General features: G+C 71.5%; 13 protein-coding genes. 8 read left to right on the top strand and 5 right to left on the bottom strand.

Annotated elements, in window-relative coordinates; translation table 11 throughout:
• Positions 1-20: 20 nt before the first annotated feature.
• The 5 genes from folE to ACFWN7_RS03795 all read left to right on the top strand — a co-directional run bounded on the left by folE (position 21) and on the right by ACFWN7_RS03795 (position 5,628).
• Positions 21-674: a GTP cyclohydrolase I gene (folE, locus tag ACFWN7_RS03815; RefSeq protein ID WP_376937393.1), complete on the top strand. Its 654-nt coding sequence runs from the start codon at positions 21-23 to the stop codon at positions 672-674.
• A gap of 1 nt (position 675) precedes the next feature.
• Positions 676-1,920 (top strand): NAD(P)/FAD-dependent oxidoreductase, encoded by a 1,245-nt coding sequence (locus ACFWN7_RS03810; protein ID WP_376937392.1) that lies wholly within the window; start codon positions 676-678, stop codon positions 1,918-1,920.
• Entirely contained in the window at positions 1,917-2,843 is a 927-nt protein-coding gene (folP, locus tag ACFWN7_RS03805) for a dihydropteroate synthase (protein WP_376937391.1), read from the top strand. The genes ACFWN7_RS03810 and folP overlap by 4 nt, the downstream gene beginning before the upstream one ends.
• Complete coding sequence (locus ACFWN7_RS03800; protein ID WP_376937390.1) at positions 2,840-3,559, top strand: pyrimidine reductase family protein; 720 nt, start codon at positions 2,840-2,842, stop codon at positions 3,557-3,559. The genes folP and ACFWN7_RS03800 overlap by 4 nt, the downstream gene beginning before the upstream one ends.
• A 107-nt stretch (positions 3,560-3,666) precedes the next feature.
• Positions 3,667-5,628: a discoidin domain-containing protein gene (locus tag ACFWN7_RS03795; protein WP_376937389.1), complete on the top strand. Its 1,962-nt coding sequence runs from the start codon at positions 3,667-3,669 to the stop codon at positions 5,626-5,628.
• Positions 5,629-5,767: 139 nt separating this feature from the next.
• Here the strand turns inward: ACFWN7_RS03795 and ACFWN7_RS03790 are convergent, their stop codons facing one another.
• The 3 genes from ACFWN7_RS03790 to ACFWN7_RS03780 form a co-directional block, all read right to left on the bottom strand.
• On the bottom strand, positions 5,768-7,411 hold the full coding sequence (locus tag ACFWN7_RS03790; RefSeq protein ID WP_376937388.1) for a DNA repair helicase XPB: 1,644 nt from the start codon (positions 7,409-7,411) through the stop codon (positions 5,768-5,770).
• 62 nt (positions 7,412-7,473) lie between these two features.
• Positions 7,474-9,339 carry a helicase-associated domain-containing protein gene (locus tag ACFWN7_RS03785; protein WP_376937387.1) on the bottom strand — a complete coding sequence of 622 codons (1,866 nt, stop codon included), beginning with the start codon at positions 9,337-9,339 and terminating at the stop codon, positions 7,474-7,476.
• 8 nt (positions 9,340-9,347) lie between these two features.
• Entirely contained in the window at positions 9,348-9,623 is a 276-nt protein-coding gene (locus ACFWN7_RS03780) for a multidrug ABC transporter ATPase (protein WP_376937386.1), read from the bottom strand.
• A 110-nt stretch (positions 9,624-9,733) separates the two neighbouring features.
• Between ACFWN7_RS03780 and ACFWN7_RS03775 the strand changes: the two genes are divergently transcribed.
• On the top strand, positions 9,734-10,114 hold the full coding sequence (locus tag ACFWN7_RS03775; RefSeq protein ID WP_376937385.1) for a cold-shock protein: 381 nt from the start codon (positions 9,734-9,736) through the stop codon (positions 10,112-10,114).
• Positions 10,107-10,862 (top strand): DUF3027 domain-containing protein, encoded by a 756-nt coding sequence (locus ACFWN7_RS03770; RefSeq protein ID WP_376937384.1) that lies wholly within the window; start codon positions 10,107-10,109, stop codon positions 10,860-10,862. Before ACFWN7_RS03775 ends, ACFWN7_RS03770 begins: the two co-directional genes overlap by 8 nt.
• On the opposite strand, the gene ACFWN7_RS03765 is transcribed toward ACFWN7_RS03770, so the two are convergent.
• Together ACFWN7_RS03765 and serC are read right to left on the bottom strand one after the other, a co-directional pair.
• The gene (locus tag ACFWN7_RS03765) at positions 10,856-11,104 is read right to left on the bottom strand and encodes a DUF2530 domain-containing protein (RefSeq protein WP_376937383.1); all 249 of its coding nucleotides are present in this window, start codon (positions 11,102-11,104) and stop codon (positions 10,856-10,858) included. The two genes, ACFWN7_RS03770 and ACFWN7_RS03765, sit on opposite strands and share 7 nt — an antisense overlap.
• A gap of 5 nt (positions 11,105-11,109) precedes the next feature.
• A complete protein-coding gene (serC, locus tag ACFWN7_RS03760; RefSeq protein ID WP_376937381.1) occupies positions 11,110-12,222 on the bottom strand; it encodes a phosphoserine transaminase in 1,113 nt (370 codons plus the stop codon).
• Positions 12,223-12,289: 67 nt separating this feature from the next.
• Between serC and ACFWN7_RS03755 the strand changes: the two genes are divergently transcribed.
• A complete protein-coding gene (locus ACFWN7_RS03755) occupies positions 12,290-12,982 on the top strand; it encodes a metal-dependent transcriptional regulator (RefSeq protein WP_376937379.1) in 693 nt (230 codons plus the stop codon).
• Positions 12,983-13,036: the final 54 nt, after the last annotated feature.

Here is a 13,036-nt window from a genome sequence, read left to right as displayed (position 1 = left end):
AACCGACTCGAGGAGGAGCGATGACCACGAGCGACCTCGCCGCGCCGGCGGCCGGCGGGAGGATCCTCCACGCGGTGACCGAGACGGTGTCGCCCGACGAGTGCGAGCGATCCGTCGATCGGATCGGCGCCATCGCCGCCGCCGAAGACCTCCTCGCCGCGCTCGGCCGCGACGTCGACTCGCCGCATCTCGCCGACACGCCCCGGCGGTTCGCCGACGCGCTCATCGAGATGCTCACACCGCGGGAGTTCTCGCCGACGACGTTCCCGAACGACGACGGCTACGACGAGCTCGTCCTCGTGGCCGGCATCCCGTTCCACTCGCTGTGCGAGCATCACCTCCTGCCGTTCCGCGGCGTCGCCCACCTCGGCTACGTCCCGGGTGACCGGCTGATCGGCCTCTCGAAGCTCGCACGGTTCGTGGAACAGTTCACGCGAGACCTCCAGGTGCAGGAGCGGCTCACCCGCCGGATCGCAGACCGGCTGCTCGAGGTGCTCGATCCGCGGGGCGTCGGAGTCGTGCTCGAGGCGGAGCATCTCTGCATGTCGCTGCGCGGCGTGCAGGTCGAGGGCACTCGCACAGTGACGAGCACGCTCGTCGGCGTCGTGCGCGACGACGAGCGCATCCGCGGCGAGTTCCTCGCCCGTTGCGGCCTGCGCGGTTCGGAGGGCTGAGATGAGCAACGCATCCGGACTCGTGATCGTCGGTGGAGGCCTCGCCGGCGCCCGCGCGGCCGAGGCCGCCCGCCAGGCCGGCCACGCGGGGAGGCTCGTGATCGTTGCGGCCGAAGACGCGATGCCGTACATCCGGCCGCCGCTGTCGAAGGAGTTCCTCGCCGGAGGCGAGCGAACGGCCGTCGACGTGCACCCCGCCGAGTGGTACGACGAGCACCGCGTCGAGGTGTTGCGCGGGCGGCGGGTCACGGCCCTCGATCCCGCAGCGCACGCCGTCACCCTCGACGGCGACGACACGCTCCGTTACGACCGACTCCTGCTCGCCACCGGGGCCTCACCCCGCGGCTTCCGCGGGCCCGGCGCCGATCTCGACGGCGTGCACCTGCTCCGCACGGTCGACGATTCGGTCGCCCTCCGCGACGCGCTCGCGCCGGGCGGGCGGCGTGTCGTCATCATCGGGGCCGGATGGATCGGACTCGAGGTCGCCTCGGCGGCCAGGGGTTACGGCGACGAGGTGGTCGTGCTCGGCCGCGAGACCGTGCCGCTCAACGCCGCGATCGGCGACAGCGCGGGCGAGGTGTTCGCCGCCCTCCATCGCGAGCACGGCGTCGACCTCCGGATGGAGACGGCGGTCGCCGGCATCGTGGGCGAGGCCGGCCGCGTCACGGGTGTCGAACTCGACGGCGGCGACACCGTGCCCGCCGACGTCGTCGTGATCGGCATCGGCGCGATCCCCGAGACCGGGCTGGCCGAGGCAGCAGGCCTCGACGTCGACGACGGCGTGATGACGGATGCCGCGTTCCGCACGAGTGCCGCCGACATCCTCGCCGTCGGCGATGTCGCGAACGTGTTCCATCCGGTGCTCGGCCGGCGGATCCGCATCGAGCACTGGGCGAACGCCGAGAACGCAGGCAAGGCGGCAGGCCGTTCCCTCGCCGGCGAGCCCGTCGACTACGACGAGATCCCGTACTTCTACACCGACCAGTACGATCTCGGCATGGAGTACTCCGGCTACGGCGTGCTCGCCGCCGGCGTCGAACCGCTCTTCCGGGGCGATCGCGACGGCCGCGAGTTCATCGCGTTCTGGCTCGCCGGCGACCGCGTCGTCGCCGGCATGAACGTCAACGTGTGGGACGTCAACGAGTCGGTCCAGCGGCTCATCCGCTCGAAGGCCGTCGTCGACCCCGCGCGGCTCGTCGACATGTCGGTGCCCCTCGAGGAACTCGTGCCCGAGGCATCCGAGTGACCGCTGAGGGGCCGCGCGGCTGGGTCGACCCGCACCTCGTGCACCCGGTTCGCCGCATCGCAGGACTGGAGTCCGACTTCCGGCGCACCATTGCCGTGATGGCGGTCGTGAACCGCACGCCCGACTCCTTCTATGACCGGGGGGCGACCTTCGGACTCGATGCGGCCGTCGCGGCGGCACGACGCGCCATCGCCGACGGCGCCGCCTGGGTCGACATCGGCGGAGCGAGGTTCGGGCCCGGCCCGGCGATCCCCGTCGCCGACGAGATCGACCGGGTCGTGCCGGTCGTCGAGGCGCTTCGCGGCGCGGGCGCGGCCATCTCGGTCGACACGTTCCACGCCGAGGTCGCCGCTTCGGCGATCGCGTCCGGCGCGCACGTGATCAACGACACCACCGGCGTGCACGACCCGGCGCTCGCCGAGGTCGTCGCCGCGAGCGACGCGACCCTCGTCATCACCCACAGCCGCGCCGAACCCAGGCGGTGGTTCCCGCGCCCGCAGTACGACGACGTGGTGGGCGAGATCAGCGCCTTCCTCGAGGACCGCGTCGCGCTCGCGGTCGCGCGCGGCGTGCCCGAGGAACGCATCGTGCTCGATCCCGGGCACGACCTCAACAAGAACACGCTGCACTCCCTCGAGCTCACGCGCCGCTTCGGCGAACTCACCCGGCTCGGCTTCCCGCTCCTCGCGGCCGTGTCCAACAAGGACTTCATCGGCGAGACCCTCGATCGCCCCCGGAACGGCCGGCTCGCCGGGTCGCTGGCTGCCGCGGTGTTCTGCGCCCTGCAGGGCGCGCGCATCCTGCGCATGCACAACGTGCGCGAGTCGGTCGACGCGGCGCGCACGGTCGAGGCGATACTCGGATGGCGCGAGCCCGCCCGCCTCGTGCACAACGTCGTCGACGGGCCGAATGAGGAGTCATGAACGAGCCCGCCGCCCTCACACGCGAAGACCTCCTCGCCGCGTACGCCCTGCCTGATCGCACGACTCCCCGCGTGCGGATGAACTTCGTGATGAGCCTTGACGGCGCCGTCACGGTCGACGGGCGAAGCGGTGGCCTGGGCGACGCGACCGACCGGCGTACGATGCAGGTGCTCCGCACCCTCGCCGATGTCGTGCTCGTCGGGGCCGGCACGGTGCGGGTGGAGGGATACGGCGGGGTGAGGGTCGGCGAAGCGGATGCCGCGTGGCGGCGCTCGCACGGACTCGCCGACCAGCCCGGCATCGCCGTGGTCTCCTCCCGCCTCGACCTCGGCCCCGAGCATCCGTTCTTCGCACGCGCCACCGGACGCCCGATCCTCGTGACGCACGAGGGGGCGCCAGCCGATCGGCGCGACGCGCTCGCCGCGGTGGCCGATGTGATCACCTGCGGTCGCGACGCCGTCGACCCGCGCGCCATGATCGACGCCCTCGCCGACCGGGGGATGCCGCAGGTGCTCTGCGAGGGCGGACCGCACCTGTTCGGCGCACTCGTGGAGGCCGACGTCGTCGACGAGCTGTGCCTCAGCCTCAGCCCGACGATCGTCGGCGGCGACGCGGGCCGAATGGTGCGCGGTGCTCCCGAGGTACAACGCACGATGCGGCTGGGGCACGCGATCCCGGCGGGGGACCTGCTGCTCCTGCGGTACCTGCGCGCCTGATTCCACGCTCAGCTCCGCCGGAATTGCTGAATCCGGTTTACATCAGACATCGGACGTCGTACCCTCTTTGGGGGTGGCAACGTTGCCGCCATGAGCGAAAGGACATCATGTCTCTCATCCGTTCCCCGCGGCGCCGCGTCGGCGCCGCATCCCTGGCCGTGGCCGTGGCCGTGGGCCTGGCCACCGCGGTGCCACTGGCCGCGCAGGCGGACACCCGGCCGGCGCGGGACTTCGACGCCAAGCCGCCGCAGGCGGGCAAGCCCTTCTACACGGAGCAGCAGCTCGCGACCAATGGCGTGGGCTTCCCGAACTACCGCATCCCCGCGTTGACCGTGACGAACGACGGCGACATCCTGGCCTCGTATGACGGCCGGCCCACGGCGGCCGACTCGCCCGGGCCGAATTCGATCCTCCAGCGACGCTCGACCGACAACGGCGCGACGTGGGAGGAGCAGACGTTCATCCACGAGGGCAAGGTCGAGGCACCCATCGAGGGCTACTCCGACCCGAGCTACATCGTGGACCGGCACACCGGCGACATCTTCAACTTCCACGTGAAGTCCTTCGACCGCGGCTTCGGCAACTCGCAGCCCGGCGTGGATCCCGCCGACCGCAACGTCATCCACGCCGAGGTCAGCGTCTCCGAGGACGACGGCGTCACCTGGGAGCACGAGGTCATCACCGCCGACGTCACCGCCGACCTCGACTGGCGCTCGCGCTTCGCCGCATCCGGACAGGCCATCCAGCTCAAGTACGGCGAGCACGCGGGCCGGCTCATCCAGCAGTTCACCATCATCAACAACGACCTCGGCGGCGCCTTCCAGGCCGTCTCGGTCTACTCCGACGACCACGGCGAGACCTGGCAGGTCGGCGAGCCGGTCGGCGTCGGCATGGACGAGAACAAGACCGTCGAGCTCTCCGACGGCCGCATCATGCTCAACTCGCGCGACTCGCAGCGCTCGGGCTTCCGAAAGGTCGCCATCTCCGAGGACGGCGGCGTGACCTACGGCGAGGTGGTCATCGATCGGGAGCTGCCCGACCCGACGAACAACGCATCGATCGTGCGCGCCTATCCGAACGCGAAGGAGGGCTCGGACAGGGCGAAAGTGCTGCTGTTCTCGAACGCGGGTTCCTCCACGCAGCGTGTCAACGGTGTGGTGCGGATGAGCTTCGACGACGGTGAGACCTGGCCGGTGGCCAAGGTGTTCCAACCGGGCGGCATGGCCTACTCGACGCTCGCGACGCTGCCGAACGGCAACATCGGCCTGCTGTACGAGCCCGAGGCCGGCAACGGCGGCATCCGCTTCGCCGAGTTCAACCTCGCCTGGCTCGAGGGCCTGGCCGCACCGATGGAGATCGCGGATGTCGCGGCCGACAGCGGCTCCACCGTCGAGGTGCCGATCACGATCACGAACCAGTCGGGCCGCGCGCAGCCGCAGGCCGAGCTCACGCTCGACCTGCCCGAGGGCTGGGTGCTCGAGGACGTCACGCTGCCCAAGCTCCGCCCCGGGGCGACGGTGACCGCGGTTGCGCGGATCACGGTGCCCGAGGGCACGGCCGCCGGGACGTACGACGTGACCGCGCGCCTCACCTCGCGCGGCACTTCGACCGAGAAGTCGTTCACGGTGACGGTCGACCTGCTGGACAAGGCCGCGATGACGGCGACCGCCTCGAGCGAGAACGCGTCCACGGGTGAAGGCGCGGCGCAGGCGATCGACGGCGAGCTCGGAACGCACTGGCACTCGGCCTGGTCCGTGCAGCCGCAGCCCACGCACCCGCACGACCTCACCGTCGACCTCGGCGCCGTGCACGAGGTGCGAGCGCTGCACTACACGCCCCGGCAGAACGGCACGAACGGCCGGATCGGCTCGTACGAGGTGTACGGCAGCACCGACGGCGTGACCTGGGGCGAGCCGCTCGCGTCCGGTCGGTTCGCCGCCGGCACGGCCCCGCAGCGCGTCGCGTTCGACGCCACCGAGATCCGCTACATCCGGCTGGTGGCACTCGACGCGCTCGACGGTTCGCGATTCGCGTCGGTCGCCGAACTCGACGTCGAGGGTGCCCGCTGACGTCATCCCACGTCGCGACGCCCGCACTCCTCGAGGGCCATGGCCTCGAGGAGTCGCGGGCGTCGCGGCCGGTGTCGAGTGGCAGGCCGCACGGGGCAGCGCCAGGCCGCACGATGTGGCGCCAGGCCGCGAGGTGGCTTCAGGCCGCCTCGAGCGAGTGCGAGTCGAGGATCGTGTAGCTGTAGCCCTGCTCGGCGAGGAAGCGCTGGCGGTTCTGGGCGAAGTCCTGGTCGACGGTGTCGCGGGCGACGAGCGTGTAGAAGTTCGCCGACAGGCCCGACTCCTTCGGGCGCAGCAGGCGGCCGAGTCGCTGCGCCTCCTCCTGGCGCGAGCCGAACGAGCCCGACACCTGGATGGCGACGGTCGCCTCGGGCAGGTCGACCGAGAAGTTCGCGACCTTCGAGACGACGAGCACGGGGGTGCGGCCGTCGCGGAACTCCTGGTACAGCCGTTCGCGCTCGTCGACGGGTGTCGCACCGGTGAGCTGCGGGGCGCCGAGCGCGCCGGCGAGCTCGTCGATCTGGTCGAGGTACTGCCCGATCACGAGGATGCGCTCGCCGGCGTGCTTCGCGACGAGCTCCTTCACGACGTCGAGCTTCGCCGGCGCCGTCGCTGCCAGCCGGTAGCGCTCGTCGTCGGCGGATGCCGCATACACCAGCCGCTCGGACTGCGGCAGGTCGATGCGCACCTCGTAGCAGGCCGCGGGGGAGATGAAGCCCTGCGCCTCGATCTCCTTCCACGGGGCATCGAAGCGCTTCGGGCCGATGAGGCTGAACACGTCGCCCTCACGGCCGTCCTCGCGCACGAGCGTCGCGGTGAGGCCGAGTCGCCGACGCGCCTGCAACTCGGCGGTGAGCTTGAACACGGGCGCGGGCAGCAGATGCACCTCGTCGTAGACGACGAGGCCCCAGTCGAGTGCGTCGAGGAGCGCAAGGTGGGCGTACTCGCCCTTCCGCTTCGCGGTGAGGATCTGGTAGGTCGCGATCGTGACCGGCCTCACCTCCTTCACCTGACCCGAGTACTCGCCGATCTCCTCGGCGGTGAGCGAGGTGCGCCGCAGCAGCTCGTCGCGCCACTGGCGGGCGGACACGGTGTTCGTCACGAGGATGAGCGTCGTGGTCTTCGCGGTCGCCATCGCGCCCGCGCCGACGAGCGTCTTGCCCGCGCCGCACGGCAGCACGACGACGCCCGAGCCGCCGTCGAAGAAGTTGTCGACGGCCTTCCGCTGATAGTCGCGCAGGTGCCAGTCGGCCTGGTCGAGGTCGATCGGATGCGGCGTGCCGGGCGTGTACCCGGCGAGGTCCTCGGCGGGCCAGCCGAGCTTCACGAGCTCCTGCTTGAGCGCCCCGCGCGCCCAGGCCGCCACGAGGAAGCTCTCGTCGTCGATGCGCTCGGTGAGGAGGGGTGAGATCCGTTTGGCGCCGGCCACCTCGGTGAGCACGGCGATGTCGGGCGAGTGCAGCCGCAGTGCGCCGTCGTCCGTGCGATCGACCACGAGCCGCCCGTACCGGGCGACCGTCTCGCGCATGTCGACGGCGACGGTCTGCGGCACGGGGAACTTGGCGTACCGCTCGAGTGTGCTGAGCATGTCGTCGGCGTCATGACCGGCCGCGCGGGCGTTCCAGAGGCCGAGCCGCGTGATGCGATAGGTGTGCACGTGCTCGGGTGCGCGCTCGAGCTCGGCGAACACCGCGAGGTCGTGCCGAGCGTCTTCTGCGAGCGGGTGCGCGACCTCGAGGAGCACGGTGCGGTCGCTCTGCACGATGAGGGGGCCGTCTGACATAGCGTTCGAGTCTACGCCTCCCGGGCGGCCGATGCTCCGACGGTACGACCTCGCAGGCGTGCCTACACCTCTGTGGGTGCGCTGGTCACGGCGGCGATGGCTGAGAGCGGAAGGGTGCGCTCGATGTCGGCCTTGCGGTCGCGCGCCCGGAGGCGTCCGTTCGCGACACTGGCCGGTGCGAGCAGGTAGTCGGCCGTCTGCCCGCCCGGCATGATCACCGTGACGGTGAGTGTCTCCTTCGCGCGCGCCGCCGCCTCCAGCTGCCGAGCGAGCCATGCCTGCTCGGTCGCGCCCTCGTCGCCGGTCTCGAGCACCCGGTCGAGGAGCGCGACGATGGGGTCGGCCTTCGGCGCGGGTGCGGGTGCGGGTGCGAGTCGATGCCTGCGGAGGCGGACGATGTTGCCGCCGGCATCCTCGGCGGCGACCGGGTACTTCGCGTCGGAGAGCGCCCAGAACACGACATCGGGGGCGAATCGCGAGAGCAGGCGGTGGGGTCCCGTCTGCCTGAGCCCGAGCGATGCCAGCGCCTGGTCGACGGCCAGCGTGCGCACGAGCTGCTCGTCGTCGGAGCGGATCGCGGCATGCGCCGGCGCGTCGGCGCCGTCGGCGGCGGCCACCCGCACCGAGCCGAACCGAGCAGAAGCCTCGCCGACGAGATACGACAGCGGCTGCGGGATGCCCGTGAGCGAAAGGGCGCCGAGGAACCCGAGGATCGTCTCCGATGACTCTCCTGCCGCGAGTCCGCGGTTCACGGATGCCGCGGTCACGCGATATGTCGATGCCAGATCGCGACCCTCGACATCGGCGAACCCGCGGAGCCGGGCGTCGAGCGGCGGCTCGAGCGGACCCGGAGAGACGATCGTGAGGTCGTGCTGCAGGTACACCTTGTCGACCTGCGCCGGGAAATGCGCGGCGAGGACGCGCGCGGCGCGGTCGACGTCGCCGGCGAGCACGAGCCGGCCCGCCTCGACGGGCTCGCCGCCGACCGCGAGGCCGAGCGCCTCGGCGTCGTCGACCAGGCGGTCGAGTCCCTCCTCGAGCCAGTGCCCGCCCGCGGGATAGAACCAGCGCACGTCGTCGCGCAGGTCGGTCGCGGTGAGGTTCTCGCTGCGCCGCGCCACGAGCTCGCGGAGCGGGGCGGGGATCCGGTCGCGCCAGCCCTGGGCCAGGCGACGCCAGCGCGCCGCGGCGCTCTGCTGCGTCCACTCGGCGCCGAGGTCGGACTCGAGCCAGAAGGCTCCGTCGCGCACCACGAGCCCCGCCTCGTCGGCGCGGTGGAAGAGTCGGGGGAGCGCCTCGAGCGCGATGCCGCTGGACTCGGCGAGGCGTTTCGAATCGGGCAGGGCGATGCCGCCCTTCGCGAGCTCGCGAGCCGGCTGGCTGCCGAGCTCTGCGAGGAGCTCGGCGGTGGCGGCGACGGTGGCGTAGGCGGACTCGGCCGCGCGCCGCTCGAGCAGGCCGCGATCGACGTCGTCCACGGCCGTGAGCACGGGCGGCGCGGGTGCGGCGAGTTCTGCCGCGGGCGGGAGGTCCCGTCCGGTCTGGGTCGCGATGCGTGCCGTGACGGCGGTGGGCACGTGCACGCGCTCGGCCGTGCGAACGATGAGCAGGGTGCCGGCGAGCTCGCCGGCGAGGTCTGCCGCGGCATCCGACAGCTCAGCGGATGCCCCGAGCCGAACGAGCTCGTCACGCACCGCGTCGCCCGTCGTGTCGCCGTGCTCGTCGGCGACGGCGCAGGCGGCGGCGAGCACCGAGAGGTGACGCCGGTCGAGACGGCTGATCGCATGGTCGACGGAATCGGGCGTGAGCAGCACCTCGGCGAGGTCGAACAGGTCGCGAACTCCCGACGCGTCGAACTCGCGCGACCGCAAGGCTGACGCGAGGTCGGATCGCGGCAGCCCCCGAAGTCGTGCGGCGAGCTCGAGCATCGGCCCCGTCAGCTCGATCCGGCACGCGTGCTGCGAGCCCGGCGCACGCCGTTCACGATCAGCAGCGCGATCAGGAGCAGGATGGCGAGCGGCAGCCCGAACCACGGCAGCATGATGACGATCGGCCAGATGCCCCGGCTGAACCCGTCGTTCGCACCGGCCCCGGCCATCGTGCCGATCATGATGGCGATGAACGCGAGGATCGAGAGCCCGACGACGCCGACGAACATGTAGGCCAGGACTCGCTCGGCGCGGTGTTCGGTGATGGGGCCGGAATCGCTCACCCCTCCAGCCTAGGGCAGCGGGCCACCGCGGGGGGGCGGGGACTCCTAGACTGGAGGATGCACGGCGCCGCGACTTCCGCGCGCCCTCCGACGCGAGCGAGGTCCACACGATGCCCACCGGCAAGGTCAAGTTCTACGACGAGGAGAAGGGCTTCGGCTTCATCAGTGCCGATGACGGCCAGGAGGTCTTCCTCCACGCGTCCGCTCTTCCCGCCGGTGCGACCGTGCGAGCGGGTACCCGCCTGGAGTTCGGCGTCGCCGAGGGCAAGCGCGGCGCGCAGGCCCTCTCGGTGCGCGTGCTCGAGGCCCCGGTGAGCCTCGCGAAGGCCAATCGCAAGCCCGCCGACGACATGGCGATCATCGTCGAAGACGTCGTGAAGGTGCTCGACGGCATCGGCGCCGACCTGCGCCGCGGCCGTTACCCCGACAAGTCGAAGGCGCGCACCGTGGCCGCGGTGCTGCGCCGGGTGGCAGACGATCTCGATGCCTGAGCAGCCGGAGCGGGCCGAGGCCGCGGCGCCGGCCCCGTCGACGGATGCCCCGGCGCGCGGGTTCGTGGCCGACGAGGTGCTGCTCGCCTCCGTCGACCTCGCGCGACGCGCCCTCCTCGAGGTGACTCCTGCCGAGACCGTCGGGTCGGTTGCCGGCCACCGCGTGGAAGACGAGCACGTGCTCACCCTGCTGTTCGCATCCGACGTCTCCGGGTATCCCGGCTGGCACTGGAGCGTCACGATCGCGCGTGTCGACGACGGCGCGCCGACCGTGCTCGAGTCCGAGCTGATGCCCGGCGAGTCCGCGCTCCTCGCGCCCGAGTGGGTGCCCTGGTCGGAGCGGCTCGCCGAGTACCGTGCGGCGCAGGAGGTTGCGGCCGCTGCCGCGGCGGAAGCCGTCGAGGGTGAGCCGGGCGAAGCCGCCGTCGGCGATGGAACGCACCCCGCCGATGAGGACGAGCACGGGGTCGGCGGCGAAGACGACCTCGACGACGATGAAGACGATGAAGACCTCGACGACGACGATGAACTCGACGACGAGGATGAAGACGACGAGTTCGACGACGAGGCCGAACTCGACGGAGCGTTCGGCAGGGACGCCGGCGACGACGAGTTCGACGGGATCGACATCGACTCGCTCGACGACTCCGGCTCCGACGACGGCCCCGACGACGACGGCCCTGACGACGACGAGGGCTCAGACGACGACGAGGGCTCAGACGACGACGGTCGGCCGGCGCGCTACTGACGTACGTGCCGGTGACGGCGCAGCAGCACCACGACGAGACCGATGACGCCGACGACGGTGCCCACCACGGCGGCCCACACGAGCCAGCCGAGGTCGGCGTCGTCGAGCTGCGCACGGAACACGAGCGAGATCACCAGGGCGCCGACCCAGGCCGCTGTGCCGGCGAGTGCCGCCTTGCGCGCGTCCGCCCGCGCGGGGACCGGATCGGGTCGCCGTTCCGACTCGCTCAGCCAGAACCGCACGGGACTCAGTCCAGCCGCTCGAGCACGTAGTCGATGCAGGCCGTGAGGGCGCGCACGTCGTCGGGCTCGACGGCGGTGAATGTGGCGACGCGCAACTGGTTGCGTCCGAGCTTGCGGTAGGGCTCGGTGTCGACGACGCCGTTCTCGCGGAGGATCGACGCGATGCGCGAGGCATCCGTCGACTCATCGAAATCGATCGTGACGACGACCTGCGAGCGATCCGCGGGCTCGCCGACGAACGGCGTGGCGACCGAGCTGCGCTCGGCCCAGTCGTAGAGCACCGAGGAGGACTTCCGCGTGCGGGCATCGGCCCAGGCGAGGCCGCCGGCGCCGTTCATCCAGTCGAGCTGGCTCTCGAGCATCAGCAGCGTCGCCAGCGCGGGAGTGTTGAGGGTCTGGTTCAGCCGCGAGTTGTCGACCGCGTTCTTCAGCGACAGGAATTCGGGGATGTAGCGGTCCGACGCGGCGACGCGCTCGACGCGCTCGATCGCCGACGGGGAGAGGAGCGCGAACCAGAGACCGCCGTCGGACGCGAAGTTCTTCTGCGGTGCGAAGTAGTAGACGTCGAATTCCCGCGGGTCGACTTCGACGCCGCCCGCGGCGCTCGTGGCGTCGATGACGGTGAGCGCGCCGTCGCCCGAGACGCGGGTGACCGGGGCCATGACGCCCGTCGAGGTCTCGTTGTGCGGCCACGCGTAGACGTCGACGCCGTCGACCGCCTCGGGCGTCGAGCGCGATCCGGGCGCCGCCGTGCGGACGTCGGGGGCCTCGAGCCACGGCGCCGCGGCCTCGACAGCGAACTTCTGGCCGAACTCGCCGAACGAGCAGAGTTGCGCACGGCGTTCGATGAGACCGGATGCCGCGGCATCCCAGAATGCGGTCGAGCCGCCGTTGCCGAGCACGACCTCGTACCCGTCGGGCAGCGAGAACAGGTCGGCGAGTCCGGCGCGTACGCGGCCCACGAGCTGCTTCACCGGCGCCTGCCGATGCGAGGTGCCGAGGAGCCTCGGGCCCTCGGCGGCGAGGTGGGCGAGCTGTTCGGGGCGGACCTTCGACGGGCCGCAGCCGAATCGGCCGTCTGCGGGCAGGAGGTCGCTGGGGATCACGAGGCTCGGCATGGATCGAGTCTAGCGAGGGGCGGTGGCCGCTAGGCTGGATGGCGGGCTGCAACGTGGAGGGCTTCTGGTGACCGACCTCATCGACACGACGGAGATGTACCTCCGAACGATCCTCGATCTCGAGGAGGAGAACATCGTGCCGCTCCGCGCGCGCATCTCCGAGCGTCTCGGTCACTCCGGGCCCACGGTCTCGCAGACCGTCGCCCGAATGGAGCGCGACGGGCTGGTCGTCGTCTCGGGCGACCGCCACCTCGAGCTCACCCCCGCGGGGCGCAGCAAGGCGGTGCACGTCATGCGCAAGCACCGGCTCGCCGAACGGCTGCTCGCCGACGTCATCGGGCTCGACTGGGAGTACGTGCACGACGAGGCCTGCCGCTGGGAGCACGTCATGAGCGAGCAGGTCGAGCGCCGCCTCATCGAGATCCTCGGCCAGCCTCGCGAGTCGCCCTACGGCAACCCGATTCCCGGACTCGACGAGCTCGGGGTCCCGCCGGCAGCCCCGTTCATGCAGGGCGTCGTCCGGGTGCTCGATGCCGTCTCGCAGCGCGGCGAGGCCGTGCGCGGGGTCGTCCGCCGACTCGGCGAGCCCGTGCAGTTCGACCCCGAGTTGCTCGGGCAGCTCAAGCAGGCCGGCGTCGTGCCGGGCGCCTCGGCGACCTTCAGCAACTCGGGCGCGTACGTGCTCGTCGAGGTCGAGGGCGTCGATGGCGGTCTCGAACTGCCGAGCGAGGTCGCCGGTCACATCTTCATCGGCGAGTAGCGACCTCGTCGGCGAGCGGCGCGCCGTGATCCAAATGTGACATTCGGGCAGGCC

It is taken from the genome of Agromyces sp. NPDC058484, assembly GCF_042720415.1.
GTDB lineage: Bacteria > Actinomycetota > Actinomycetes > Actinomycetales > Microbacteriaceae > Agromyces.
This window is presented reverse-complemented; position numbering and strand designations above follow the sequence as displayed.